This window comes from Pseudomonas sp. VS40 (assembly GCF_018587885.1).
GTDB classification, from domain to species: domain Bacteria; phylum Pseudomonadota; class Gammaproteobacteria; order Pseudomonadales; family Pseudomonadaceae; genus Aquipseudomonas; species Aquipseudomonas pergaminensis.
Genome location: NZ_JAGYWD010000003.1, coordinates 664986 through 690477 on the forward strand (window position 1 = coordinate 664986; position 25492 = coordinate 690477).

Annotated in this window: 23 protein-coding genes; 9 read left to right on the top strand and 14 right to left on the bottom strand. The window is 60.7% G+C overall.

Going from position 1 to position 25492, the window contains the following annotated elements; genetic code table 11:
* Positions 1-230: 230 nt before the first annotated feature.
* Complete coding sequence (locus tag KHP07_RS12220; protein WP_078050472.1) at positions 231-689, bottom strand: anti-sigma factor domain-containing protein; 459 nt, start codon at positions 687-689, stop codon at positions 231-233.
* Between the two features lie 136 nt (positions 690-825).
* Here KHP07_RS12220 and KHP07_RS12225 point away from each other — a divergent pair, with 136 nt between their 5' ends.
* Positions 826-1398: a DUF2780 domain-containing protein gene (locus tag KHP07_RS12225; RefSeq protein WP_078050471.1), complete on the top strand. Its 573-nt coding sequence runs from the start codon at positions 826-828 to the stop codon at positions 1396-1398.
* Here the strand turns inward: KHP07_RS12225 and yihG are convergent.
* Entirely contained in the window at positions 1395-2282 is an 888-nt protein-coding gene (gene yihG / locus KHP07_RS12230; protein ID WP_078050470.1) for a 1-acylglycerol-3-phosphate O-acyltransferase, YihG family, read from the bottom strand. The two genes, KHP07_RS12225 and yihG, sit on opposite strands and share 4 nt — an antisense overlap.
* A gap of 173 nt (positions 2283-2455) precedes the next feature.
* On the opposite strand from yihG, the gene rloA2 reads away from it, so the two are divergent.
* The 4 genes from rloA2 to creD are packed head-to-tail and all read left to right on the top strand — an operon-like array spanning position 2456 to position 6498.
* Positions 2456-2956 (top strand): retropepsin-like aspartic peptidase RloA2, encoded by a 501-nt coding sequence (gene rloA2 / locus KHP07_RS12235; protein WP_025858771.1) that lies wholly within the window; start codon positions 2456-2458, stop codon positions 2954-2956.
* 9 nt (positions 2957-2965) lie between these two features.
* On the top strand, positions 2966-3634 hold the full coding sequence (gene creB / locus KHP07_RS12240) for a two-component system response regulator CreB (RefSeq protein ID WP_078050469.1): 669 nt from the start codon (positions 2966-2968) through the stop codon (positions 3632-3634).
* Positions 3634-5073 (top strand): two-component system sensor histidine kinase CreC, encoded by a 1440-nt coding sequence (gene creC, locus KHP07_RS12245; RefSeq protein ID WP_214497249.1) that lies wholly within the window; start codon positions 3634-3636, stop codon positions 5071-5073. The genes creB and creC overlap by 1 nt, the downstream gene beginning before the upstream one ends.
* 51 nt (positions 5074-5124) lie before the next feature.
* Positions 5125-6498, top strand: a complete 1374-nt coding sequence (gene creD, locus KHP07_RS12250; RefSeq protein ID WP_214497250.1) for a cell envelope integrity protein CreD — start codon at positions 5125-5127, stop codon at positions 6496-6498.
* A gap of 186 nt (positions 6499-6684) precedes the next feature.
* Here the strand turns inward: creD and KHP07_RS12255 are convergent, their stop codons facing one another.
* The 8 genes from KHP07_RS12255 to KHP07_RS12290 form a co-directional block, all read right to left on the bottom strand.
* Positions 6685-7314: a glutathione S-transferase family protein gene (locus tag KHP07_RS12255; RefSeq protein WP_078050466.1), complete on the bottom strand. Its 630-nt coding sequence runs from the start codon at positions 7312-7314 to the stop codon at positions 6685-6687.
* Positions 7315-7349: 35 nt separating this feature from the next.
* The gene (locus tag KHP07_RS12260) at positions 7350-7526 is read right to left on the bottom strand and encodes a hypothetical protein (RefSeq protein ID WP_099493066.1); all 177 of its coding nucleotides are present in this window, start codon (positions 7524-7526) and stop codon (positions 7350-7352) included.
* Positions 7523-8626: a PepSY-associated TM helix domain-containing protein gene (locus tag KHP07_RS12265; protein ID WP_078050465.1), complete on the bottom strand. Its 1104-nt coding sequence runs from the start codon at positions 8624-8626 to the stop codon at positions 7523-7525. The genes KHP07_RS12260 and KHP07_RS12265 overlap by 4 nt, the downstream gene beginning before the upstream one ends.
* A gap of 64 nt (positions 8627-8690) precedes the next feature.
* On the bottom strand, positions 8691-11123 hold the full coding sequence (locus KHP07_RS12270) for a TonB-dependent siderophore receptor (RefSeq protein ID WP_214497251.1): 2433 nt from the start codon (positions 11121-11123) through the stop codon (positions 8691-8693).
* 227 nt (positions 11124-11350) lie between these two features.
* Positions 11351-12319, bottom strand: coding sequence for a FecR domain-containing protein (locus KHP07_RS12275; protein ID WP_214497252.1), 969 nt, complete (start codon positions 12317-12319; stop codon positions 11351-11353).
* Entirely contained in the window at positions 12316-12834 is a 519-nt protein-coding gene (locus tag KHP07_RS12280; protein WP_078050462.1) for an RNA polymerase sigma factor, read from the bottom strand. Before KHP07_RS12280 ends, KHP07_RS12275 begins: the two co-directional genes overlap by 4 nt.
* 100 nt (positions 12835-12934) lie before the next feature.
* Positions 12935-13642 carry a 3'-5' exonuclease gene (locus KHP07_RS12285; protein WP_099493063.1) on the bottom strand — a complete coding sequence of 236 codons (708 nt, stop codon included), beginning with the start codon at positions 13640-13642 and terminating at the stop codon, positions 12935-12937.
* Positions 13639-15561: a putative nucleotidyltransferase substrate binding domain-containing protein gene (locus tag KHP07_RS12290; RefSeq protein WP_214497253.1), complete on the bottom strand. Its 1923-nt coding sequence runs from the start codon at positions 15559-15561 to the stop codon at positions 13639-13641. Before KHP07_RS12290 ends, KHP07_RS12285 begins: the two co-directional genes overlap by 4 nt.
* A gap of 246 nt (positions 15562-15807) precedes the next feature.
* Here KHP07_RS12290 and KHP07_RS12295 point away from each other — a divergent pair, with 246 nt between their 5' ends.
* From KHP07_RS12295 to KHP07_RS12305, 3 genes are all read left to right on the top strand, one after another.
* The gene (locus KHP07_RS12295) at positions 15808-16254 is read left to right on the top strand and encodes a response regulator (protein ID WP_058426679.1); all 447 of its coding nucleotides are present in this window, start codon (positions 15808-15810) and stop codon (positions 16252-16254) included.
* 417 nt (positions 16255-16671) lie between these two features.
* Complete coding sequence (locus KHP07_RS12300) at positions 16672-17085, top strand: hypothetical protein (RefSeq protein WP_214497254.1); 414 nt, start codon at positions 16672-16674, stop codon at positions 17083-17085.
* A gap of 488 nt (positions 17086-17573) precedes the next feature.
* Entirely contained in the window at positions 17574-18023 is a 450-nt protein-coding gene (locus tag KHP07_RS12305) for a hypothetical protein (protein ID WP_214497255.1), read from the top strand.
* Between the two features lie 148 nt (positions 18024-18171).
* Here the strand turns inward: KHP07_RS12305 and KHP07_RS12310 are convergent, their stop codons facing one another.
* A complete protein-coding gene (locus tag KHP07_RS12310; RefSeq protein WP_078050459.1) occupies positions 18172-20349 on the bottom strand; it encodes a malate synthase G in 2178 nt (725 codons plus the stop codon).
* Between the two features lie 266 nt (positions 20350-20615).
* Between KHP07_RS12310 and KHP07_RS12315 the strand changes: the two genes are divergently transcribed.
* On the top strand, positions 20616-21128 hold the full coding sequence (locus KHP07_RS12315) for a glycine cleavage system transcriptional repressor (RefSeq protein WP_214497256.1): 513 nt from the start codon (positions 20616-20618) through the stop codon (positions 21126-21128).
* Between the two features lie 223 nt (positions 21129-21351).
* Here the strand turns inward: KHP07_RS12315 and rarD are convergent, their stop codons facing one another.
* From rarD to KHP07_RS12330, 3 genes are all read right to left on the bottom strand, one after another.
* A complete protein-coding gene (rarD, locus tag KHP07_RS12320; protein ID WP_078050457.1) occupies positions 21352-22236 on the bottom strand; it encodes an EamA family transporter RarD in 885 nt (294 codons plus the stop codon).
* A gap of 171 nt (positions 22237-22407) precedes the next feature.
* Complete coding sequence (locus KHP07_RS12325; protein WP_122735979.1) at positions 22408-23382, bottom strand: serine/threonine protein kinase; 975 nt, start codon at positions 23380-23382, stop codon at positions 22408-22410.
* A gap of 168 nt (positions 23383-23550) precedes the next feature.
* Positions 23551-25452, bottom strand: coding sequence for a PhoX family protein (locus tag KHP07_RS12330; RefSeq protein WP_214497257.1), 1902 nt, complete (start codon positions 25450-25452; stop codon positions 23551-23553).
* Positions 25453-25492: the final 40 nt, after the last annotated feature.

Genomic DNA, 25492 nt, shown 5'->3' on the forward strand with positions numbered 1-25492 from the left:
CAAAAAAGCAGAAGCTTTTGCACCATTCACCGGGTCGCCAAACCCGTGTCGCCATGTGGACGACGGCCGAACTATAAAGCGCCATCCCTTGCCACGAGCAAGTCACCCAGGCACTGAATATCAATGTGGGAGGGGGCTCCGATGGCGGTGGCTCAGTCAGTAAAGTTGTGACTGAACTACAGCTATCGGGAGCAAGCCCCCTCCCACATGGGTTTGTGGTGTTTGGGGGATCAGCGTGTGGCCAGTGCGCCTTGGTAGACGGTCGGCCCCGTCGGCTGTTTGCTGATGGAACCACCCTTGGTCTCCGAACTCACCATCAGCTCCACCGGCTTGCTGATGCTTTCCTGCTGGCGGGGGTTGAGTCCGATGATGCCTTTGCCATCCTCCGGCAATAGCCCAAGCGACACCGGTGCGCTGCCGTCGGGCATGGCCCACAGTTCCAGGCTGCGATCCGGCTCAACTGCTGCCGTGGCGATCGGCTCTACTTCGAGGTAATCGTTGTGCGCCATAATCTGCGCCGCGGGTTGCTGGGCGGTGGTCACCAGGGTGGCGGCGGAATTGACGTTGTCCTGGGTGTAGAACGCGCCGCCGAGGCCGGCGACGATGGCCACGCAGACGCCGATGAACACGCGTGGACGGTTCCAGAAAGGCGGCTTTTGCTCAATTACTTGGGGACGGGTGGCGCTCATATGGCTGTTCCTGGCAAGTCTTGAAGTCATTTCATGGACTCTGATATGCCGATTGGGTTCCTCGGCCGACCCGGAACAATGCGCCGGATCCCCAGTCAAACGCCTGCTTTCACCCCTACACCCAGAGGTTGTTTCGATGAAGATTTCACGCGGTTTCGCCCTTTCCTGCCTGATGACCCTGGCGGCCGGCCCGGTGTTCGCCGCAGGGTTCAGCCTTGGCGACGCGGCCAATGCCATTTCCGGTATGCAGGGTGGCAACAACAAGGCCGCTGCAGCCGCACCGTCGTCCGAGACGGCCGGGTTGTTGAGCGCCCTGACCTCGCAACTGAACATCACCCCCGAACAAGCGGTGGGCGGTACGGGCGCCATGCTGGGCCTGGCCAAGAACAAACTGAGCGGCAACGACTATTCGCAGCTGGGCAATAGCGTGCCGGGGCTCGACCAGCTGTCGGGCAACAATGCGTTGGGTAGCCTCGGGGCCTTGAGCGGGATGCTCGGCCAGACCGGCGGCAGCAAGACCAGCGGCCTCGACGGCCTGCTGGGCAATGTGAAGAACACCAACGACCTGAACACCGCGTTCAGCGCCTTGGGCATGGACAGTGGCATGGTCGGCCAGTTTGCCCCGGTGATCCTGCAATACCTGGGCGGCCAGGGTGCCAGCAGCTCGGTGCTGGGCAAGCTGGCCCAGGCCTGGGGCACCGGCAGTTAAGGACGCTCCGCGCGCAGTTGTTCGATGCGCGCGTCCTTCTCCGTCCAGAGCTGGTTGACCCAGTTCTGGACGGTCTGGCGAAATGCCGGATCGTTCTCGTAATCCCCTTGCCACAACGCGGGGTCCAGCTCGCGGGTACGGATATCAATGATCACCGTCGGTACCGATCCGCAGATCAAATCCCAGAACCCCGGAATCCTGTCTTGCGGGTAGACCACCGTCACGTCGAGCACCGCGTCCAGTTGTTCACCCATCGCCGCCAGCACGAATGCTACGCCACCGGCCTTGGGCTTGAGCAGGCGCGTGAACGGTGAGTCCTGCTGCTTGCGTTTGCCTTCGGTGAACCGCGTACCCTCCAGGTAATTGACCACCGTCACCGGCTGGCGCTTGAACAGCTCGCAGGCCTCTTTGGTGATCTTCAAATCCTGCCCCGCCAGTTCCGGGTGCTTGGCCAGGAACGCCTTGGTGTAGCGCTTCATGAACGGGTAATCCAGCGCCCACCACGCCAGGCCCAGGAAGGGCACCCAGATCAGCTCTTTTTTCAGGAAGAATTTGAAGAACGGCGTGCGCCGGTTGAGGGCCTGGATCAGCGCCGGGATATCCACCCAGGATTGGTGGTTGCTGATCACCAGGTAGCTGGTGTCACCGCGCAAATCGTCGCCGCCGCGAATATCCCAGCGGGTGGGGATGCACAGCGAGAAAATCAGCTTGTCGATCTCGGCCCAGGTCTCGGCGATCCACATCACCGCCCACGACATGTAGTCACGCAAGCGACCGGGGGCCACCAGCTTGAGCAGGGCAAACACCATCAACGGGCCGAACAGCACCAGGGTGTTGAGCAATAGCAGCAGTGTGACGAAACAGCCGGTGAGCAGGCGGCGCATAAGTAACTCTTGGAATCCTGTGGGCGGGCCATGATAAGAGAGGTGAGTCTAGAGGCCAAATCCGAATTCGCCGGACGAATGTTTCACAATGTGCCGGTTATGCTGGAGCGAGCTAACTAAGTGCTGCCTTTGCGGTCTAGAATCCGCCTACTTCTTTCCGAGGAAATCACTTCGTGAAACTGCTCCTTGCCTCCCTCGCCCTGGCTGCCTTGCCTGTCATGGCCGCCGAGCCGACCCTGTACGGTCGCTACGAATACATCCAACTGCCGGAGATCGGCGAAACCTTCAAGGCCAAGATGGACACCGGCGCGCTGACTGCCTCGCTGTCGGCCCGCGACATCGAGACCTTCACCCGTGATGGCGACGATTGGGTGCGCTTCCGCCTCGGCGGCAAGGACGCGTCCAATAAAGTCTATGAACACAAAGTGTCGCGCATCAGCAAGATCAAGAGCCGCGCCGACGAAGACGACGACAAGGACGAGCCGTCCGTGGCCAAGCGTCCGGTGGTCGACCTGGAAATGTGCCTGGGCAACGTCAAGCGCACTGTCGAGGTCAACCTCACCGACCGCAGCAGCTTCAACTACCCCTTGTTGATCGGCGCCAAGGCCCTGCGTGAATTTGGCGCGGCGGTGAACCCGGCACGTCGTTACACTGCCGACAAACCGGACTGCTGACGGACCACCATGGCGCATATCCTGATTGTCGAAGACGAAGCGGCAATAGCCGACACACTGATATTCGCCCTGCAAGGCGAGGGCTTCACCACCACCTGGCTGAGCCTCGGCCAGGAGGCGCTGGCCCATCAGCGCCAGACGCCTGCCGACCTGATCATCCTCGACATCGGGCTGCCGGATATCACGGGTTTTGAAACCTGCAAGCAACTGCGCCGGTTCAGCGAAGTGCCGGTGATGTTCCTCAGTGCCCGGGATGGCGAGATCGACCGCGTGGTGGGGCTGGAGATCGGCGCCGACGATTATGTGGTCAAGCCCTTCAGCCCACGGGAAGTGACGGCGCGGGTCAGGGCGATCCTCAAGCGGATTGGCCCCGGTGCTGCGCCGGCGCTGTTCCAGGTTGACCTGGAGCGCATGCAGATCAGCTATCGCGGCCAGCCGTTGAGCCTCACGCGCCATGAATTCCGTTTACTGCAAAGTCTGTTGGAACAGCCCGAGCGCGTGTTCAGCCGCGAGCAACTCCTGGACGCGGTAGGCGTGGCGGCGGATGCCGGCTACGAGCGCAATATCGACAGCCACATCAAAAGCCTGCGCAGCAAATTACGCAACGTGGCCGCCGAGGCCGAGCCGATCCAGACCCATCGCGGCCTCGGCTACAGCTACAGCCCGAGCAATAGCTGATGCGCCTGGGGCTGCGCATCTTCCTGGTGTACGCGCTGTTTATCGGCCTGACCGGCTACTTTGTGCTCAGCACCGTGATGAAGGAAATCCGCCCCGGCGTGCGCCAGTCCACCGAAGAAACCCTGGTGGACACCGCCAACCTGCTGGCCGAGATCCTGCGCGACGACGTAAAGAACGGCACCCTCGGCCAAAGCCACTGGCCGGAGTTGCTCAAGGCCTACGGCAATCGCCAGCCGGGCGCGACCATCTGGGGGCTGCCGAAAAACCAGGTCAACCATCGCATCTACGTGACCGACGCCAAGGGCGCCGTGTTGCTCGATTCCACGGGCAAAGCGGTGGGGCAGGACTATTCGAAGTGGAACGACGTGTACCTGACCTTGCGTGGCGAGTACGGCGCGCGCTCCACCCGCAGCGAACTGGATGACCCTGCCTCGTCGGTAATGCACGTGGGCGCGCCGATCCGTGACAACGGCCAGATCATTGGCGTGGTCACCGTGGCCAAGCCGAACAGCTCGTTGCAGCCGTATGTCGACCGCACTGAGCGGCGCTTGCTGTGGTACGGCGCTGGCTTGGTGATTCTTGGCCTGTTGCTTGGTGCGGTATTGTCGTGGTGGCTGAGCGTTGCCCTTAGGCGGCTGACGGCCTATGCCGAAGCGGTGAGCGAAGGCCGGCGTGCCGAGTTGCCCCATTACCGTGGCGGCGAACTCAAGCAGCTCTCTACTGCCGTTGAGCACATGCGCACGCAGTTGGAAGGCAAGGCTTACGTCGAGCGCTACGTGCACACCCTGACCCATGAATTGAAGAGCCCGCTGGCGGCGATACGCGGTGCGGCCGAGCTGTTGCAGGGCGATATGACCCGTGAGCAGCAGCAGCGCTTCGTCGGCAATATCGACAGCGAAAGTGCGCGCCTGCAGCAGTTGATCGAGCGCCTGCTGAACCTGGCGCAGGTCGAACAACGCCAGGGCCTGGAAGAGCAGGCCAGTATTGCACTGGCGGCCATGGTCGATGAGGTAATCAAGGCCCAGTGTGCCCGTATCGAAGGCGCCGGGTTGCGCGTCGAGCAGACGATTGCGGCGGATGTAAACGTATATGGCGAACCCTTTCTGCTGCGTCAGGCACTGGGCAACCTGCTGGACAATGCACTGGACTTCACGCCGCCCGGCGGCCTGCTGAGGTTCAGCGCGCAGACGCGACACAACGACGTGCAGGTGAGCCTGTTCAACCAGGCCACGCCGATTCCCGACTACGCCCTGCCACGCCTGAGCGAGCGTTTCTACTCGCTGCCACGCCCGGCCAGTGGGCGCAAAAGCACCGGCCTGGGCCTCAACTTTGTCGAGGAAGTGATGAAGCTGCACGGCGGCGCATTGCAGATCGGCAATGTCGACGGCGGCGTGCAGGCGGTGCTGCATCTCCACACAGTCTCCACATTGCCCACATAAATCCCCCACACAGGCTGCCCAGACTCTCCCCATCAAAACAGGGAGAGACCCATGAACCGCAGCCTGCTTTTCAAACTTGGCGCAATTGCGCTGCTGATCCTGCTGTTGCTGATTCCGTTGCTGATGATCAACGGCATTATCAGCGACCGCCAGCAACTGCGCGATGGCGTATTGATGGACATCGCCCGCAGCTCCAGCTACGCCCAGCGCCTCACCGGCCCGGTGATGGTAGTGCCGTATCGCAAGACCGTCCGCGAGTGGAAGCTCAATGAAAAGCTCAACAAACGCTACGAAGTCACCCGTGAAGAGCGCGGTCGTCTGTATTTCCTGCCGGACCGATTTGAACTCGACGGCAAGGTGCAGACCGAATTGCGCGCACGGGGCATCTACCAGGCGCGGCTGTTCCATGCCGACAACCGCATCAGCGGGCATTTCGAATTGCCTGCGCAGTTGGGTATCACCGAAGACTTCGCCGATTACCGCTTTGAGCCGGCATTTCTCGCGGTGGGCATCAGCGATATTCGCGGCATCGAAAACGCGCTGAAGCTGGAGCTGGGCAGCCAGCAATTGGAGTTCGAACCCGGCTCCCAGGTGGACTGGCTGGGCGAAGGCGTGCACGTGACACTGCCGGAACACGACAGCAAAAAGCCCAGCGTCGTGAACTTTGCTTTCGACCTGCGCCTGCAAGGCACCGAGCAACTGCAAGTGGTGCCGGTGGGCAAGACCAGCCAGGTGTCACTCGCTTCCAACTGGCCACATCCCAGCTTCATCGGCAATTTCCTGCCGGCACAACGCGAGATTACCGACAAGGGCTTCAGCGCCAACTGGCAGACCTCGTTCTTCTCCACCAACCTTGAGCAAGCGCTGCAAACCTGCCTGGACAAGCAGGGCTGTGAAGACTTCAACAACCGCAGCTTCGGCGTGAACTTCATCGACCCGGTGGACCAGTACCTCAAGAGCGACCGTGCGATCAAATACGCGCTGCTGTTCATCGCCCTGACCTTCGCCGGCTTCTTCCTGTTCGAAGTACTCAAGAGCCTGGCAGTGCATCCGGTGCAGTACGCGTTGGTGGGGTTTGCGCTGGCGTTTTTCTACCTGCTGTTGCTGTCGTTGTCCGAGCACATTGGGTTCGCGCTGGCTTATCTCATCTCTGCCAGCGCCTGCGTGTTGTTGATTGGCTTCTACGTGTGCCATGTGCTGCGCAGCGTTACCCACGGCCTGGGCTTCTCGGCGGGGTTGGCGGCGCTGTATGGCTTGTTGTACGGGCTGCTGAGTGCCGAGGATTACGCGTTGCTGATGGGCTCGCTGCTGCTGTTTGGCCTGCTGGGCACGGTGATGGTGCTGACGCGTAAGTTGGATTGGTATGGCGTGGGCAAGCGCAAGGCGGCTGAGCCGATGTCGTTTGACCTGGAGGCGGTGCAATGATCGGGTTGCGGGAGGACCAGCAAGTGGGGGCGCATTTAGCCTCAAGGATCGTTACGTTCCTCAATACCACCACCGTCCAATGTGGGAGTGGGCTTGCCCGCGATAGCGGTGGTTCAGAAACAGATGTGCTGAATGACATACCGCGATCGCGGGCAAGCCCGCTCCCACATTGGGTCGGTGTGAACGTCACACGGGCGGCTGGGTTTCCAGCATCGAAGGCCGCTGGCTGACCTCGGCATACCAGGCGGCAAGCTTCGGGTTAGCCAGGCGCCATTGCATATCCGGATGACGGAAGTCCAGGTAACCCAAGGCGCAGGCCACGCTGATGGCGGCGATGTCGAAGTGGCTGGTCAGTTCGGCAATCGCGTCCGCTTCCAATTCGGCGAGGCTGCGGCGGATCTTGTTGCGCTGCTCGTCCAGCCATTGGTCCCATTGCTTTTCCGCCGGGCGCAGGGCGGTCTCGTAGCGCACCAGCACGGCGGCATCCATGATGCCGTCGGCCATCGAGGCCAAGGTCAGGCGGCGCCAGCGGGCCGAGCCGTCGCGCGGGATCAGCGGGTTGCCGACGTGCTGGTGGTCGAAGTAATCGAGGATCACCCGGCTGTCGTGCAGCACCGTGCCGTCGGCCAGGCGCAGGGCCGGGATTTTGCCCACGGGGTTGCCTTGCACCACCTGCGCATCCGGGTTGACCGGGGTCGGCATGCAGCCGTGCAGGGCGACGCGATCCTGCTGGCCGGTTTCAGCCAGCAACACGCGAACCTTACGAACGAACGGTGAAGCGGGGTTGTGGAACAAGGTCATGCTGGGAGCGGACATGGGCATTCCTCAAGAAAGGGCTGGGCTAATCTATCTCACCGTTTGAGCAAGGCCCAAGTGCCAATTGCAGCGGGAATGCCTAACCCGAGCCAACTGAGCGAATCCCACAGCCCATCGCCGAGCAATGCCGCAAACAACCCGGCGGCGCTGAGCAGGCCAATCACCAGCGGCACACCAAACACCTTCCAGAAATTCGATTGCCTGGGCTTCATGCCTTGCCCGCCTTGCGCCGCACGATCCACAAGTAAATACCACTGACCAGCACGATGATGGTCAGCACATCCAGCGCCGCCCACAGGATCTTCATCGGCATGCCGCCGTAGTCGCCAAAATGCAGCGGTTGGGACATGCCCATGGCGTCCATGTACCACGGCCGTTCGGCGATGGCGGTGACGGCCAGGGTGCTGGCGTCGATCAGTACCGGCGTGAGCAGGTGCGAGGTCAGGTGGGTGCTGCCCTTCATGAACACGGCGTAATGGTGCTCGCTGGAAAAGCGCGTGCCGGGGAAGGCGATGAAGTCCGGCGCCATGCCGGGTGCGGCCTTGGCGGCAATCGCCAGCAGCTCGGTGGCTGGCGCACGTTGGGTCAGTGGCGGGGCGTTTTTGTAAGGTTCGATCATCGCGCTGAGGCTGTCCTGGCGCCAGGCGGCGATGATCAGGTCGGCGCAGGCGCTGATCACGCCGGTCACGCCCACCACCAGCGCCCACGTCAGTGTGACCACGCCGATGAGGTTATGCAGGTCGAGCCAGCGCAGGCGGGTGGATTTGTCCTGGCGCACAGTGGCGAACGTCAAGCGCCGCATGAACGGCAGGTACAACACCGTGCCCGAGATGATCGCCAGCACAAACAAAATGCCCATGAACGCCAGCAACAGCTTGCCCGGCAGGCCGGCGAACATGTCCACATGCAGGCGCAGCAGGAACAGGGTCAAGCCGCCGTTCGCCGCCGGGGTCTCCACGGCTTCGCCCGTGCGCGCGTCGAGCATGAAGGTGTGGGACGAGTTGGGTTCGGTGCCGGCGGTGGCGGCCATGATCGCGATCACGCCGTTCTTGTCATCTTCATCCCACGCCAGGTACTGCATGGCTTCGCCAGGACGATGGGCCTGAGCCTTGGCCACCAGTTGTTCCAGGTTGAGCTGTGGCGTGTCGGCAGGCATCTGCGCCAACTCCGGCTCGTTGCCCAGCAGGTGGTCGATCTCGTGGTGAAACACCAGTGGCAGGCCAGTGAGGGCGAGCAGCAGCAGGAATACCGTGCAGATCAGGCTGGTCCAGGTATGGATGAAGGACCAGCGGCGGATGGTTTTGCTTTTCATTTTTTTCAACCTTCAGACACACCAAAGCCGCCCACTGGGGCGGCCTGGCGGTTAACTCAGCCGATTACCACTGGTAGGTGGCGCTGGCGACGACGCTGCGTTGGTCGCCGAAGTAGCAGTAGTTGCCATCACAGGTAGACAGGTAGTCCTTGTTGAACAGGTTGGTGGCGTTCAACTTCACCGAGGCGCCCTTCAGGCTGTTGTCCAGGCGGCCCAGGTCGTAGTGCACGGCACCGTCAAACACGGTGTAGGCATTGGCCTTGCCCAGCCAGGTGTTGGCCTGGTCGCCGTAGGTGTTGCCGGTGTAGCGTGCGCCGAAGCCGATGCCGAAGCCATCCAGAACACCGGTGTGCCAGGTGTAGTCGGTCCACAGCGACGCTTGCTGGTTGGGCATCAAGGTCAGGCGGTTGCCTTTGTAGATGCCTTTTTGCACCTCGGATTTCGCCAGGGTGTAGGCGGCGATGACCTTGAGGTTCTCGGTCACGTCAGACACGGCTTCCAGCTCCAGGCCCTTGACCTTCACTTCGCCGGTCTGGCTGTTGATCTGCTGGCCCCCGGCGCCGAGGGTGGTCACCTGCACATTCTTCTGGGTCAGGTCATAGACTGCCGCACTCAGCAGCGTATTGGAGCCGGGCGGCTGGTACTTGACGCCCATTTCCCACTGCTTGCCCTCTGTCGGTTTGAACGTCTTGGTGGCGTTGGTATCGGCGTTGCTCGCTGGCTGGAATGATTCGGCGTAGGACAAGTACGGTACGAAGCCCGAGTCGAACACGTAGCTCAGGGCTGCGTTGCCACTGAAGTGTTTGATGCGGTCAGTGTTGGTCGCGTCGTTGTCGTTGAAGTAGGTGGTGCCCTGATGCACCCAGTCTTCACGCCCGCCCAGGGTCAGACGCCAGTTGTCCAGGGCCATCTGGTCTTGCGCGTAGAGGCCGGTTTGAACGGTTTTCTGGTTGTAGTCGTAAAAAGGACGAACGCCGGTTGGGCGCAATGTCGGCTGAGTGTTGACCGGGTTGAAGATGTTGATATTCGATGCGGTGCCGTAGATTGCGCGATAGGTGGTATCGGTGCGTTGGTGATCCAGGCCGAGCAGCAAGGTGTGGGTGATGTCGCCAGTGGCAAAGTCAGCCTGGAAGTTGTTGTCCACCGCGAACTGGCCGATGCTTTCATTCACGTTGGTGGTCGACCGGGAGATATCGCCCGCCGCATTGGCTGGGGAGAATGCATAGGAGCCCACGGTCAATTGCTGGAAGTCCAACTCCGACTTGGTGTAGCGCAGGTTCTGCTTGAACTGCCACGTATCGTTGAAGCGATGTTCGAACGCATAACCCAGCGCGTAGTAAGTGCGGTCGTAGAACTCGTAGTCCGGGTCGCCCAGGTTCTTGTGGTGGGAAACGTCGCCCAGCGGTGATTTGATCTTGGTGCCCTGGATCGGCATGAACTGGCTGGTGGTGCCCGTATCGTCGCGGGTGAACTGCGACAGGAAGGTCAGCTTGGTATCGGGGTCGATGTTCCAGGTCAGGCTCGGCGCGATGTTGTAGCGCTTGTTGTCGATATGGTCGACTTGGGTACCGGCATCGCGCACTACCCCGCTGAGGCCGTAGAGGAACTGGCCTTCGTCATCGATCTTACCGGTGCTGGCAAAGTTGATCTGGCGATAGTTGTCGCTGCCGTATTGCACCTGGACGGCATTGCTCGACTCAGCGCTGGGACGGCGGCTGACCATGTCCAGCAAGCCACCCGGTGGGGTCTGACCGTAGATCGACGAGGCTGGGCCGCGCAGCAGGGCGAGGCGATCGAGGTTCCAGGTCTCGGCTTTGGGGTTGGCATACACGCCACGCGGCAGTGGCAGGCCGTCGAGGAACTGGGTCGGTTCGAAGCCGCGCACACGCATCCAATCGTAGCGGGTGTCACTGCCGTAGCTGGCGGAGACAATGCCAGGCATGTATTTGACGGCGTCATCCAGGTTCTGGACGTTGCGGTCCTGCATCTGTTCGCGGGTGGCTACGGAGATCGAGCGTGGTGCCTCGACCAGCGCGGTGTCAGTCTTGGTGCCCGCGGCGGTGCGCGTAGCCAGGTAGCCGTGCACCGGGCCCCAGGCACTTTCCTGGTCGCCGTCCTGACCTGTGATGTTGGTGACCGGCAGTGCCATCACGCCATCGGGCACCGCCACCAAGGTATAAGTCCCAGCACTGCTCTGCTCCAACTGCAACCCGGTACCACGCAACGCTTCACGCAGCGCACCCGGCGCATCGAACTGGCCTTGGACCGGCGCCGAGGTCTTGCCCGCGGCGAGCGCCGGGGTGAGGGTCAGCGCCAGGCCGCCCTGGCTGGCGATCTGGTTGAGGGTCGTGGCCAACGGTGCCGCCGGCAGGTTGTAGGCGCGCACGCTGGAGGCCTGTTCGGCGGCGATCAGCGAGGTGCTGGCCAGCGGGGCGCTGAGGGCAATGGCCATGGCTAACAGGCTGGGGCGCAACAGGGTGTCTAGCGTGCGGGACATAAAGCGGCTCCTGAATGGAAATATTTCGCAATTGCCTAGGTGCCGAACGAGAATCGAAAAGTGATAGGGCAGGATGAAAATATTTTTCCCTGGGCGTTAAGGTGTGCTTGCGGGCCTCTTCGCGGGCAAGCCCGGCTCCCACATTCGACCGAGTTTTTTCAGGTGGAACGCGGTCAAGTGTGGGAGCTGGCTTGCCTGCGAAAGCGATAGCCAAGGCACCGCCAAACCTAAGGCTTGCCCTTAACCGTCACCCACCACGGCGTGTGCTGCTCAATCTGTACCGGCAAGGTCGGCAGCAGCGCATTGAGTGCCAAGGTGGTGTCGTGCAGTGGGAAGCTGCCGGTAATGCGCAGGTCGGCCACGGTTTTATCCACGCCCAGGTAGCCGGTGCGGTAGCGGCTCAGCTCCTCGACCACATCGCCCAGGCGGGCGTTGTCCACCACCAGCATGCCGCGGGTCCAGGCGTCAGTGGCCGGGGTAACGGCCAGCAGCGGGCCGAGGCCGCCGCTGCGCATCAGCACTTGCTGGCCTTCCTTGAAGACCTGTTCCTGTTGCAGCGCCTCGGGCCGGGCGGCCACCGCCGATTGCAGCACGCTCAAGCGCGTCGCGTCGTCTTCACGCTTGACGATAAACCGCGTGCCCAATGCGCGTAGGCTGCCGTCGCGGGTCTGTACATAAAAGGGGCGTGCGTCGTTGTGGCCGGTCTCGACCAGAATCTCGCCTTCCTGCAACACGATCAGCCGGCGTTTTTCGTCAAAACGCACGTCGATGGCGCTGTGGGTGTTGAGGTTGATCAGCGTGCCATCCGCCAGCTTCAGCGTGCGCTGTTCGCCGGTGGCGGTGCGTTGGTCGGCCAGCCAATAGTGGATCGGCACAAAGCGCTCACCGGCAAACAACGCCAGGCCGACGACCAGTGCAATGCTCGCCAGGCCGCTGCCCAGCTTGCGCACGCGCTGGCGAATGCCTTCGCGCGATTGCAACAGTGCCGCCCGTGCGGGGCCCGAGGCCACGCTGAAACGCTGGTCGAGCATGCCCAACTGGCGCCATGCGCGGGCGTGCTCTTCATCACTGGCCAGCCATTTGTCGAACTCTTCGCGCTCCACCAGGCTGCCGTCGCCCGAGTCGAGGGACAATTGCCAGGCAATCGCGGCATCAAGCACGCGGGCCGAGACCGGTTTGGAACTGATCACCGTCACTGCGGCTCGCCATACAGGGCGATATAGCACTGGCGAATGCCCTGGGCCAGGTACTGGCGCACACGGGGCACCGACACGCCAAGGCGTTGCGCGATTTCTGCATGGCCCAGGCCGTCGAGGCGGCTGTAGAGGAAGGCTGCGCGGGCCTTGCTCGACAGCTTGCCGAGCAGGCGGTCGATGGCCTTGAGGTCTTCGAGGATCAGTTGCTGTTCTTCCGGCGAAGGGTGTTCGCTTTCCGGGATCAGCATCAGCTCGGTGAGGTAGGCCTGTTCCAGGGCGGCGCGGCGGAAGTAGTCGAACAACAAGCCCTTGGCGATGGCTACCAGGAAGGCCCGTGGCTCGCGGGGTTCACGCAACTCGTCACGGCCCAGCAGGCGCATGAAGGTGTCCTGGCTCAGGTCTTCGGCGCGGCTCGGGCAGGCGACGTTGCGTCGAAGCCAGGCCAGCAGCCAGCCACGATGGTCGCGATACAACGCGCCAACAAGCTCACTGTGTGGGTTCTGGATCGACGACAAGGCATCACCTAGTAAACGGGATGTTTAAACTAACGAGAATTATTCGCGATTGTGTCAGAGCCGTGGAGTGGGCGCAATTGGCGTCTGTCGGGAGATGACATTAAAAAGATGGCGCGTGTTGACGCCGTTTCCATTGGCTCAAACGCTCTTGCAACGCCTGTGGCGTGTCGATGTGTTGCTGGCGCGCGCGGCTGAACAGGATCAGCATCAGCTCCGCCGTGGCCAGGGCATCGGCGCTGGCGTGATGGCGCTCGCCTACGTGCAGATGGAAGTGGTTGATCCAATCGTCCAACCCGGCTTCACGGATATGCGCATCCGGGCAGAGCAGAGGGGCGATGTCTGCAACGTCAAGAAACGGATGGGCCAGGCGGTAACCCAGGCTGTCCTTGAGCGCCCGACACAGCATGTGTTGATCGAATGGCGCATGGAAGGCGAGCAATGGGCTGTCGCCCACAAAGTCCATGAAGTCCAGTAACGCGTCGACCGGGTCGCTGCCGGCGGCGATCGCACTGGGGCCGAGGCCGTGGATCAACACGCTGGGGCTGAGTTTTGTTTCGACCCGTTGCAGGGTGCGCTCGAACATCTGCGAAAAGTCCACCGCGCCGTCCTCGATCACCACCGCACCGATGGACAGCACTTGGTCTCGGTTGAGGTTGAGGCCGCTGGTTTCCAGGTCCAGCACGACCCAGCGTTGGCTGCGTAACGGTTGGTCGCCCAATGGCGAGGGTTGGCGCAGTTGCTCCAGGCGCTGTTGTTGACTGCTGTCGAGCCCGGGCTTCTTCGTACGCAGCCAGCCGAACAAACTCACAGCTGATACCGCAATGTCAGGCTGCTTTGCAGGCGCTGAGCCTGGCGCAGGGATTCACGCAGGATGCGCCGGTCCAAGTGGTTGAGGCTCTCCGGGTCGACACGGTTGGAATAGGGCTGGTTCTCACGGGTCTGCAACTGATGCTGTTGCATGCGGGTTTGCTGGATAAAGTGGTAGGCCTCTTCGTAGGCCGCGCCGTCCAGGGGCTCGATCACTTCCTTGACCACCAGCTGACGCAGGCGCTCCAGGGTGTTGTTGGCGTGGATGCCGTTGGCCAGGGCCAGCAGGCGTGCGCCGTCGACAAAGGGCGTAAGGCCCTGCACCTTGAGGTCGAGGGTGGCTTTCTCACCACCGTTGCGGGTCAGCACAAACTCGCGAAAACGCCCTACGGGCGGTCGCTGACGCAGCGCGTTTTCGGCCAGCATGCGTTGGAACAATCGGTTATCGGCCACTTGGTCGAGAATGCCTTGGCGCAATTGCTCGCAACCGCGCTCATCGCCCCACACCACACGCAAATCGAAATAGATGCTGGAGCCCAGCAGGTTTTCCGGCGTCGCCTCGCGGATAAACGCCGCGAACCGCCGCGCCCATTCGGCCCGCGACAAGCACAACTCCGGGTTGCCGGCCATGATGTTGCCCTTGCACAGGCTGAACCCGCACAGCGCCAGGCTCTGGTTGATCTGCTGCGCGAGTGGCAACAGGCGGCCACGGATGTCGGCCGCTTCGGCGGCGTCCTTGGCATCGAACAGGATGCCGTTGTCCTGATCGGTGTACAGCGTCTGCTCGCGGCGGCCTTCGCTGCCAAAGCACAGCCAACTGAACGGCACGCCGGGGTCGCCTTTTTCGGCGAGGGTCAGTTCGATCACCCGGCACACGGTGTGATCGTTGAGCAGCGTAATAATGTGGGTGATCTGGGTGGACGACGCGCCGTGGGCCAGCATGCGTTCGACCAACTGGCCGATCTCGCCGCGAATCGCCACCAGGTTGTCGACCCGCGGTGCATTGCGGATGGTACGCGCCAGGTGCACCAGGTCCACCCGTTGCAAGGAAAACAGGTCGCGCTCGGACACCACGCCGCATAGGCGCTGGTCCTTGACCAGGCACACATGGGCGATATGCCGTTCGGTCATGGCGATCGCAGCGTCGAAGGCGCTGTGGTCCGGGGTGAGGAAGAAGGGCGCCTGGGTCATATGGGCTTCGATACCCTGATTGAAATCGCTGGTGCCGTCAGCCACAACCTGACGCAGATCGCGCAGGGTGAAAATCCCCAGGGGCGCCTTGTGCTCGTCGACGATCACAATGCTGCCCACCTGTTGCTCATGCATCAGCGTGACGGCTTCGCGTAGCGGTGTGGTTGGGCTGCACGTCACCGGGTGACGCATGGCCAACTCGCCGAGGCGAGTGTTCAGGGAGTATTGAGTGCCAAGGGTTTCCACTGCCTTTTGCTGGACTTGCTGGTTGACCTGGTCCAACAGGCTGCTGACGCCGCGCAAGGCAAAGTCGCGAAACGGGCTGGAAAGCGCGAACAGCTTGATAAAGGCGGGCTTGTTCAGTTGCAGGCAGAAGGTGTCTTCGGCGGCCTTGTGTTCGGTGCGGGTCGCCCGCTCGCCTAGCAGGGCTGCCAGGGGGAAGCATTCGCCGGTGGTGATTTCAAAGGTGGTTTCGGCGCTGTCCGGCCGCTCTCCCACCACGCGGCCCTGCTTGACGATGTAGAAGTGTTCAACCGGCCCGCCCGACGGTTTGAGGATGCTGTCGCCGGGGCCATAAAAGCGTAACTGGCACTGTTCCACCAGAAACGCCAGGTGGGCATTTTCCATCTGGTTGAACGGCGGGAAGCGTTGCAGGAATTGCAGGGTGCCGTGGATATTTTGCAACACAGCAGTTTTCCCCGCCTGGGCGAAGGCATCAGCTTTACTCATAACAGTGACCGCAGTTTTTTTGTCGTTATCGTCCCTCATGGTCGACTCCTGGGCAGCGGGTGCCCATTGGACGTAAGTCTAGGTCGATACAAACGGCACACACCTAGGGAAAAACCTTACATGACTATCGTCCAAAACCCGTAGAACGCCCACTAGGCAAACTTTCCGACGAAGTGCACATTGATCGCCCTTCCGCAGATGTCTGACGAGTGTGCTGGGAGATTGATGAGAATTGCTGAGAACCGTATGTCCGACCACGATATTTTGAGTGATGCCGAGCGCGAGGCGCTGAGCGCCGTGATGCTGGAGCCTGATTTACCGCCACAACGTGTGTTGATTGTTGACGATGACAAGGACGCACGTGAACTGCTGGCGGAAATCCTGGGGCTGGACGGTATTCGCTGCATGACCGCCGACAGTGGTGAGGCGGCGTGGGATTTGTTGAAGTCCAGCAGTTCCATCGGTTTACTGATCACCGACCTGCGCATGGCCCCCAGCAATGGCCTGGAGTTGATCCGCCAGGTACGCGAATCCACCCGGGCAGCGCTGCCGATCATCATCATGTCGGGGGACGCGGAAGCACCGGACGTGATCGATGCGATGCATTTGAGTGTGGTGGACTTTTTGCTGAAGCCGATCGATAGCGTGAAGTTGGCGAAGATGGTGAAGCGGGAGTTGGGGATGGCGTCCTGAATTTCACGTTACTGGTCGGGCGCTATTGCTGCCAAGCCAATGCCTACAATGGAATGTATTTATCCCGTAGGAGCTGGCTTGCCAGCGATGCGGCCACGTCGGTCTCCCTGAACCCTTGAAAAAGCCCTGATCTCGCGATCAGGGCTTTTTGTCTACAGGCCTTTCTTGGCCTTGAACTCCCGTCACCATCGGTACGCTATCGGCTGGCATTTGGGCGTGGTGGACTTCCCACTCAAGCCGATTGATAGCGTGAAATTGGCGAAGAGGGGTGACGCGGAATTTGGGGGGATGGCGCAGTTTCTACCGTTTGTCGGGACTGTCAATTCTGACAGTAGTCGTCGACTTCTAATTCTTATTCACTCGTTGAGAGCGCGGAATTAGATTCGCGTATCACTAAATGAAGAATGGGAGTCTATTATGAAAAGTAATTCAAGTTGTGGCGCGGGTGGAAATGGGCGTTCATTTATCGGGAGCATGAGCGCAAAGTTTTACTTGAATGGGGTGGTAACTCATACGTTCGACGCAACATCCATCTACTTTAATGATCGTGCCTTTTCAGGGAATAAAGGTGGCGAAAGTATTTCTATGACCTATCCAGAACGCGTACTTGAGGGGGTGTACGAGTTCGCTTATGTAGGTGGCGATGGTGGGGGTGGGTACCACCTGGAATATTATTCAGGCAGTAAAGCATACGGCTTAACCGGAAAAGTTCGCGTCGTTGCATCAAACAATGGTGATGTTCAAGAGGGGACAATTTCCGCTACCTTTGAAAGCGATGGGCGAGTAATCTCGGTCGAAGTAAAACAAGAGGGTGTCTACTCATTCCCTTAATCAGTTGTCATGAACAAGCTCTAATTCTGCAATTAGAGCTTGTTTGGTTTTAGATTACTTAAATGCCTTTTGAGTCTTGAACTTCTCAGCCGACGGTGCGACAGCGGCTCGGTGTACCCATTAGGCCACTTAGTCTCTTCAATCACTCGCTCCACCGCAGCCGGGAAATGCGACGTTGCTGTCGAAATCCGGCGCCAGTTGGCGATCTGCTGGCTGGAGATACGCAGGGTGGAGCAGTCCAGGGTAAGCGGAGGCGCCAGACCTGATCAGCACGATGCATTTGGGCGTGGCGGATTTCCCTCCCCAACCGATTGATAGCATGAAATTGGCGAGGAGGGTGAAGCGGGAGCTGGGGATATCGCAGTACCGTCCGTCAGTAGGTGGCTAAAACTGTTAACTCTAACAGTAGGCAATCCTCAGCGCTGCTCCTTTACTGTGCGAAGGCCTGACAAGCTTGTCGTTCCCTAACGCTAAAAGAGGTGCAGAGAATGAATACTGATAACCACTTTACCGATAATGTCGAGTTTAAAGAAGTGCGTGCAAAAGTTGTGGAATCTGTGGGGCATGTATTAGTGTTGGCCGACGGAGCAGCCCGTTTTTTTCGTACAACAATTATCTCGGGTCAGAGATCCGGTATATCGATCCATAGTGATGATTTTTTTTCTCGTGAGAGCCTGTTTTGGGTATATGGGAAGGAGCTAGAGGTGGGGAGTTATCACTTTGATGTTAAGAGCTTGTTTCGAAATGGGTATCGTGATCCGTACGGTCAAGAGGTTTATTACGCCAAGAGCGGTGACGTTTACGTTGATGTAACGGATCATCAAAATGGCACCTTTACCCACGAGGGTTGTTTTTTGAATATCAGCTATGAGGACGAGAAGCTCAAGGTTTCTTTAAGCGGAAGTTTCACAGTGACATTTTATTCATCTCGTAGTTAGAAAATTAAAAGAGGTTCTGAACCGGTCTATTGAGTCCCAGCTTTAAGTTGGGGGCTTTTCATCAACTATTCACCGGTTGCAAAATCTAGTTGCGGTAAATAAAAAGCCCTAATCGTTTGATCAGGGCTTTTTAAGTTTCGGTCACTCGTTATAGGCCGTTTTTAGCCTTGAACTCCCGACGCTTGCGATGCAACACCGGCTCGGTATACCCGTTAGGCTGCTTGGTCCCTTCAATCACCAACTCCACCGCTGCCTGGAACGCGATGTTGCTGTCGAAGTCGGGTGCCAGTGGACGGTACAGCTTATCCCCGGCGTTTTGACGGTCCACCACCGGCGCCATGCGCTTGAGGCTTTCCATGACCTGGGCTTCATTGACGATGCCGTGACGCAGCCAGTTGGCGATGTGCTGGCTGGAGATACGCAGGGTGGCGCGGTCTTCCATCAAGCCCACATCGTTGATGTCCGGCACTTTCGAGCAGCCGACGCCCTGGTCGATCCAGCGCACCACATAGCCGAGGATGCCCTGGGCATTGTTGTCCAGCTCGTTGCGGATCTCTTCTTCGGACCAATCGGTGTTGCTGGCCAGGGGAATGGTCAGGATATCGTCCACCGACGCGCGCTCGCGCTTGGCCAGTTCGGCCTGGCGGGCGAATACGTCGACCTTGTGATAATGCAACACGTGCAGGGCTGCCGCTGTAGGCGACGGTACCCAGGCGGTGTTGGCGCCGGCCAGTGGGTGGGCGATCTTCTGCTCGAGCATCGCCGCCATCAGGTCGGGCATCGCCCACATGCCTTTACCGATCTGTGCACGGCCTTGCAGGCCGGTGCTCAAGCCGATATCGACGTTCCAGTTTTCATAGGCGCCGATCCATTTTTCTGCCTTCATGGCTGCCTTGCGCACCATCGCGCCGGCTTCCATGGAGGTGTGAATCTCGTCGCCGGTACGGTCGAGGAACCCGGTGTTGATGAACACCACGCGCTCGCTGGCCGCCTTGATGCAGGCCTTGAGGTTGACCGTGGTGCGGCGCTCCTCGTCCATGATCCCGACTTTCAGCGTGTTGCGCGGCAGGTTCAGTACGTCTTCGATGCGCCCGAACAGCTCGTTGGTGAACGCAGCTTCTTCCGGGCCGTGCATTTTCGGTTTAACGATGTACACGGAACCGGTGCGGCTGTTCTTGCGCGTGCTGTTGCCGTTGAGGCTGTGGATCGCCGCGAGGCTGGTGATCAGCCCGTCGAGAATGCCTTCCGGCACTTCGTTGCCGTCTTTGTCGAGGATCGCGTCGATGGTCATCAAGTGGCCAACGTTGCGCACGAACAGCAGCGAACGGCCATGCAGGGTCACGTCCTGGCCATTCACGCCGGTGTAGACGCGGTCGGCGTTCATGGTGCGGGTGAAGGTCTTGCCGCCCTTGGCCACTTCTTCGGCCAGGTCGCCCTTCATCAGGCCGAGCCAGTTGCGGTAGATCACCACTTTGTCATCGGCATCGACGGCGGCGACGGAGTCTTCGCAGTCCATGATGGTGGTCAGCGCGGCTTCCACCAGCACGTCTTTGACGCCGGCGGCGTCGGTCTGGCCGACTGGGGTGCTGGCGTCGATCTGGATTTCGAAGTGCAGGCCGTTGTGTTTCAACAGGATCGCGATCGGTTGGGCGCTGTCGCCCTGGAAGCCGATCAACTGCGCGTCGTCACGCAGGCCGCTGTTGCTGCCGCCCTTGAGGCTGACGATCAGCGTGCCATCGACGATCTTGTAGCCGGTCGAATCCACATGGCTGCCGGCGCTGAGCGGTGCGGCTTCATCGAGAAAGGCACGGGCAAAGGCAATCACCTTGTCGCCACGTACCTTGTTGTAGCCCTGGCCCTTCTCGGCGCCGTCGGCCTCGCTGATGGCGTCGGTGCCATACAGCGCGTCGTACAGCGAGCCCCAACGCGCGTTCGAGGCGTTGAGGGCGAAGCGGGCGTTCATCACCGGCACCACCAACTGCGGGCCGGCCATGCGGGCGATTTCGTCATCGACGTTTTGGGTCGTGGCCTGGAAGTCTGCGGCTTCTGGCAGCAGGTATCCGATGTCTTGCAGGAAGGCCTTGTAGGCCACCGGGTCGTGCGCCTGGCCGGCGTGGGTCTGGTGCCAGGTATCGATCCTCGCTTGGAAATCGTCGCGTTTGGCGAGTAGGGCTTTGTTCTTCGGTGCCAGGTCGTGGATGACCTTGTCGGCACCGGCCCAGAACTGGTCGGCAGTGATGCCGGTGCCGGGAATGGCTTCGTTGTTCACGAAGTCGAACAGGACTTTGGCGACCTGCAGGCCACCGACTTGAACGTGTTCAGTCATTGCTTGCCTCACTCTGCACAGCTTAAGCGCTTTTTAGATTTTCATTATGTAGTGCCAGGTTGCGCATACTACATGATGACTTGCGGTTGTGAAAATTAGACTAAATACGTCGTTTAGCGACCCACTTTGGTCGTACGGTCACAGCGGAGAACCGGATGTTCTCAAAAAACTATTGGATTGTTCCAGATAAATCTAAAAATGGTACACGATTTGTTATCGAGGCCCTTCGGGTCCACCTTGTAGATTGAATTCCAGAGGGCGTTGCCATGGACCATCTTGTACTCACAATTATCGCTGCCGACAAACCCGGCCTGGTTGAACGCATCGCGCAGAATATCGCTGCCTACGGTGGCAACTGGCTGGAAAGCCGCATGGCCCACATGGCCGGGCAGTTTGCCGGGATCCTGCGGGTCAGCGTGCCTACAGAGCAACGTCAGGCATTGGTCGGGGCGTTGGAGGATTTATCCACCCATGGCATTCGCGTGCTGGTGGGCGAGGGCAGCAGCGGGCAGGCCTCGGCCTCCAAATCGATCATGATGACGCTGGTGGGCAATGACCGTGCAGGCATTGTGCGCGAGATCACCGCGCTGCTGAGCAAACAGGGCGTGAACCTGGAGAGCCTGAGTACAGATGTACGTCCGGCACCCATGAGCGGTGATCCGTTGTTTACCGCCGAGGCACTGTTGCAGGTGCCGGCTGCGTTATCCCTGGATACCTTGCAGTTGTCCCTGGAAAACCTGGCCGATGACTTGATGGTGGAACTGCACCACGAGGAATGATCTGCCCACAGGGTTATGCATGTAAATCTTGCATGGGCCTGTGGATAACCTGTAGAGACCCGGCGCCAGGCCACGCCGGCCGGGCTTCTCTGGCATCTGAGCAAAAAACGAGCAATTTCAAAAGCTTGTGCACAAATGGCGGGGATCAGGTTGTGGATAACCTTGGGGTGGATGCCTGCAAGCCACGCCGGCTGTGGCTCGCAGAGGTTTGTACGTTATTTGATCAGCGTTTGCGCACGCTGAGCCAGATATCCACGCTGTACACCACCAGGCCCGCCCAGATGAAGGCGAAAGCCGTCAAGGTGCTCGGTGCCAGGTGTTCGCCGAACAGCAGCACGGCTTCCAGCAACACCAGGGTCGGTGCGACGTACTGCAAAAAGCCCAATGCAGTGTAGGGCAAATGCCGTGCGGCGGCGTTGAAACACACCAGCGGGATCAGCGTCACCGGGCCGGCCGCCACCAGCCACCAGGCTTCGGACGTACTCCAGAACGCCATTTGCGCGCTGTGGGCGGTTGGGTTGAACAGCAGCCAGGCAATTGCAATCGGCACCAGCATCCAGGTTTCCACCACCAGCCCCGGCAGCGCCTTGACCGGCGCTTGCTTGCGGATCAGCCCGTAGAAACCAAAGGTCAGCGCCAGCACCAGCGACACCCATGGCAGGCTGCCGACCTGCCAGACCTGTTGCGCCACACCCACGGCCGCCAGCCCGACGGCGACCCACTGCAAGCGGCGCAGGCGCTCCCCCAGAATCAGCATGCCCAGCACCACGTTCACCAACGGGTTGATGTAGTAACCCAGGCTCGCCTCCAGCATGCGCCCGGTGTTCACCGACCATACGTAGGTCAGCCAGTTGCCCGCGATCAGCGACCCGCTGAGGGCCAGGATCGCCAGGCGCTTGGGGTTGTCACGCAGTTCACGAAACCAGCCGGGGTGTTTCCAGACCATCAACAGCAAACCGCCGAACAGCGCCGACCACAACACGCGGTGCACGATGATTTCGGCGGCAGGTACGCTGGCGATGGCTTTGAAGTAAAGCGGGAACAGACCCCAGATGACGTAGGCGCTCAGGCCCAGGATGTACCCCTTCCGGGGGTTGGCGGCGTGCATTGCAGAATCCTTGCTTAGGCAGCTAACAAAGCGCGATTGTAAGGATATTTCTCAGGCAATGGGATCTGCTTTCTGGGGGAGCCGGGCTTGCCCGCGATAGCATCACCTCGGTACGCCTGCAAAACCGAGGCGTCTGCATCGCGGGCAAGCCCGGCTCCCACAAAGAAGCTGTCAGAAGAGTTTCAGAGGCTCTTCGTTCAGGGCCGAGAGTTGCTCACGCAGCGCCAACACCTGATCGCCCCAATAACGCTCGCTGCCAAACCACGGGAAACTATGGGGAAACGCCGGGTCGTCCCAACGCCGCGCCAGCCAGGCGCTGTAGTGCATCAGGCGCAGGGCGCGCAGGGGTTCGATCAACGCCAATTCGCGCGGATCGAAGTCATGGAATTCCTGATAGCCGTCCATCAATTCCGACAATTGGCCCAGGCATTCCTGGCGATCGCCGGCGAGCATCATCCACAGGTCCTGCACCGCCGGGCCCATGCGGCAGTCATCCAGGTCGACGATATGGAACATCTCGTCGCGGCACATCATGTTGCCGGGGTGGCAGTCGCCGTGCATGCGGATGTTCTTGTGCGGCGTGGCCTTGTACACCTCTTCCACCCGCTTGAGCAGGTCGCGGGCCACGGACTCGTAGGCCGGCAGCAGGCTCTTGGGGATGAAATTACCTTCCAGCAACGTGGTGAGGGAGTCGTGGCCGAAGTTCTTCACGCCCAAGGCTTCGCGGTGTTCGAACGGGCGGGTGGAGCCCACCGCATGCAAACGGCCGAGCAATTGCCCAAGGCGATACAGTTGATCGAGATTGCCCGGCTCCGGCGCACGGCCGCCACGGCGAGGGAACAAGGTGAAACGGAACCCGGCATGTTCGAACAGGCTTTCGCCGTTGTGGATCAGGGGCGCGACCACCGGCACTTCGCATTCGGCCAGTTCGAAGGTGAAGCGGTGTTCTTCGAGGATCGCCTCGTTGGTCCAGCGCTGCGGGCGGTAGAACTTGGCAATCAGTGGCTCGGCGTCTTCGATGCCCACTTGGTAGACGCGGTTTTCGTAGCTGTTGAGCGCCAGAACGCGAGCATCGCTGAGGAAACCGATGCTTTCGACAGCGTCGAGCACCAGGTCGGGGGTGAGTGTTTCAAACGGGTGGGCCATGCGAACTCCTGCGCGCAGCAGGGCGCCGCGTCCGGCCGGGTATGGTAACAGTGATAGGTGGTGACTGTGCGGACGCCTTCGCGAGCAAGCCCGCTCCCACATTCGACCGCGTTCTCATGCTGGAACTCGGTCAAGTGTGGGAGCGGGCTTGCTCGCGAAGAGTGCTTATCAGGCGCCGACTATCCCACCATCATCCCTACGAATCGCCATCACCGACGAACGCGGCTTGCCGTTCGGCAGGTGCTCCGGCCAGGTCGACCCACCGGTTTCGCCTGGGTGCTGGATCCCCACAAACAGCGTTTTCTGATCCGGCGAGAAGCTGATGCCTGTCACTTCACAGGCCACCGGACCGACCATGAAGCGGCGGATTTCCCCAGTGGACGGGTCGGCGCAGAGCATCTGGTTATTGCCCATCCCCGCGAAGTCGCCGGCATTGCTGTAGTCGCCATCGGTAAGGATCCACAAGCGCCCGGCCTTGTCGAACCCCAGGCCATCAGGGCTGTTGAACATGTTCTGCGGGTTGATATTCGACGAGCCGCCTTTCGGTGTGCCAGCGTGCACGCCCGGGTTGCCGGCCACCACAAACAGGTCCCAGCTGAATGCCGTTGAGCCGTGGTTATCCGCGTCGGCCTTCCAACGCAAGATCTGGCCGTAGACGTTTTTTTCACGCGGGTTGGGGCCACCCACCGGCTGGCCGTCTTCACCGCGTTTGGCGTTGTTGGTGAGGGTGCAATAGACCTGGCCATCGGTGGGGCTGACGACGATCCATTCCGGGCGGTCCATGCGCGTGGCTTTCACCACACTGGCGGCGAGGCGTGCGTGGATCAGCACTTCGGCCTGGCTGGCGAAGCCGGTGCTGGCGTCGATGCCGTTCTTGCCGTGCGTCAACTCGACCCACTGGCCCTTGCCCTTGGGATGATCGGCGTTGCCGTCGCCCGCGTCGAAGATCGCCACGTACAAGGTGCCGTGGTCGAGCAGGTCTTTGTTGGCCTTGGGGTTCTTGTGGTTGATCTTGTCGCGGCTGACGAACTTGTAGATGAACTCGCCGCGCTCGTCGTCGCCCATGTACACCACGGCGCGGCCGTCACGGGTTTCGGCCAGGGCGGCGTTCTCGTGCTTGAAGCGCCCCAGGGCGGTGCGTTTGACCGGCGTGGACTGCGGGTCGAACGGGTCGATTTCCACCACCCAGCCATGGCGATTGAGTTCGTTGGGGTTCTTGGCGAGGTCGAAGCGCGGGTCGTGCGGGTGCCAGTTGATCTCTTTACTGGCCGCCACCACGCCATAGCGTTTCTGCCCGGCGTCGAAGGTTTGTTGTGGGTCGGTGCTGCCGAAGCAGTCAGTGAAGTTCTCTTCGCAGGTCAGGTAAGTGCCCCACGGTGTCTTGCCGTTGGCGCAGTTCTGGAAGGTGCCGAGGGCCTTCTTGCCGGTTTTGTCGGCGCTGGTCTTCAGCCAGGCGTGGCCAGCGGCAGGGCCACTGAGGCGGATCGGCGAGTTGCCGTGGATGCGCCGGTTGTAGCGCGAGTCCTGGACGAACTGCCAGGTGTCGCCCTTGCGCCGCACTTCGATCACCGACACGCCTTCGCTGGCCTGGGCCTTGTGCACGTCTTCGGCCGATTGCGGCGCGCCGCCGTGGGCAAAAAGGTAGCGGTAGTTGGTGTATTCGTTGTTGATTGCCATCAACGCGCGGTTGTCGTCGCCGGGAAAGGCGAACAGGCTCATGCCGTCGTTGTTGTCACCGAACTGCTGTTCCTGGGCCTTGGCCGTGCCGTTGCCGGACGGGTCGAAGGCCGGCGCGCTCTTGCTCAGTGGCTGGCCCCAACTGATCAGCACCGAGGCGCTATAGCCCGGCGGCAAGGTAATGGCGTCGCTGGTGGTGGCGGCGATGCTGGTGAAGCCCAGCAGCGGGCTGGCGCTGGCGGCGTTGACGGCCAGGGCGCTGCGGGTCAGCAGGTTGCCACCCAGGAACATCGCGGCACCGCACAAGGCGCCGGCGCCGATGAAGCGGCGGCGGGTGAGGCCGCCGACCATCTGTTCAAGGTCGGTGGCTTGGTTTTCTTCTAATAGGCTCATCTCAGGCTCCCTGCGGTTTTTGCAGACACCATAAGGAGCG

What these genes read in the sequence shown, in the direction of transcription:
- KHP07_RS12220 (WP_078050472.1), bottom strand. Translation starts at nt 689, where the DNA reads ATGAGCGCCACCCGTCCCCAAGTAATTGAGCAAAAGCCGCCTTTCTGG.
- KHP07_RS12225 (WP_078050471.1), top strand. Translation starts at nt 826, where the DNA reads ATGAAGATTTCACGCGGTTTCGCCCTTTCCTGCCTGATGACCCTGGCG.
- yihG (WP_078050470.1), bottom strand. Translation starts at nt 2,282, where the DNA reads ATGCGCCGCCTGCTCACCGGCTGTTTCGTCACACTGCTGCTATTGCTC.
- creB (WP_078050469.1), top strand. Translation starts at nt 2,966, where the DNA reads ATGGCGCATATCCTGATTGTCGAAGACGAAGCGGCAATAGCCGACACA.
- creC (WP_214497249.1), top strand. Translation starts at nt 3,634, where the DNA reads ATGCGCCTGGGGCTGCGCATCTTCCTGGTGTACGCGCTGTTTATCGGC.
- creD (WP_214497250.1), top strand. Translation starts at nt 5,125, where the DNA reads ATGAACCGCAGCCTGCTTTTCAAACTTGGCGCAATTGCGCTGCTGATC.
- KHP07_RS12255 (WP_078050466.1), bottom strand. Translation starts at nt 7,314, where the DNA reads ATGTCCGCTCCCAGCATGACCTTGTTCCACAACCCCGCTTCACCGTTC.
- KHP07_RS12260 (WP_099493066.1), bottom strand. Translation starts at nt 7,526, where the DNA reads ATGAAGCCCAGGCAATCGAATTTCTGGAAGGTGTTTGGTGTGCCGCTG.
- KHP07_RS12265 (WP_078050465.1), bottom strand. Translation starts at nt 8,626, where the DNA reads ATGAAAAGCAAAACCATCCGCCGCTGGTCCTTCATCCATACCTGGACC.
- KHP07_RS12270 (WP_214497251.1), bottom strand. Translation starts at nt 11,123, where the DNA reads ATGTCCCGCACGCTAGACACCCTGTTGCGCCCCAGCCTGTTAGCCATG.
- KHP07_RS12290 (WP_214497253.1), bottom strand. Translation starts at nt 15,561, where the DNA reads ATGAGTAAAGCTGATGCCTTCGCCCAGGCGGGGAAAACTGCTGTGTTG.
- KHP07_RS12295 (WP_058426679.1), top strand. Translation starts at nt 15,808, where the DNA reads ATGTCCGACCACGATATTTTGAGTGATGCCGAGCGCGAGGCGCTGAGC.
- KHP07_RS12300 (WP_214497254.1), top strand. Translation starts at nt 16,672, where the DNA reads ATGAAAAGTAATTCAAGTTGTGGCGCGGGTGGAAATGGGCGTTCATTT.
- KHP07_RS12305 (WP_214497255.1), top strand. Translation starts at nt 17,574, where the DNA reads ATGAATACTGATAACCACTTTACCGATAATGTCGAGTTTAAAGAAGTG.
- KHP07_RS12310 (WP_078050459.1), bottom strand. Translation starts at nt 20,349, where the DNA reads ATGACTGAACACGTTCAAGTCGGTGGCCTGCAGGTCGCCAAAGTCCTG.
- KHP07_RS12315 (WP_214497256.1), top strand. Translation starts at nt 20,616, where the DNA reads ATGGACCATCTTGTACTCACAATTATCGCTGCCGACAAACCCGGCCTG.
- rarD (WP_078050457.1), bottom strand. Translation starts at nt 22,236, where the DNA reads ATGCACGCCGCCAACCCCCGGAAGGGGTACATCCTGGGCCTGAGCGCC.
- KHP07_RS12325 (WP_122735979.1), bottom strand. Translation starts at nt 23,382, where the DNA reads ATGGCCCACCCGTTTGAAACACTCACCCCCGACCTGGTGCTCGACGCT.
- KHP07_RS12330 (WP_214497257.1), bottom strand. Translation starts at nt 25,452, where the DNA reads ATGAGCCTATTAGAAGAAAACCAAGCCACCGACCTTGAACAGATGGTC.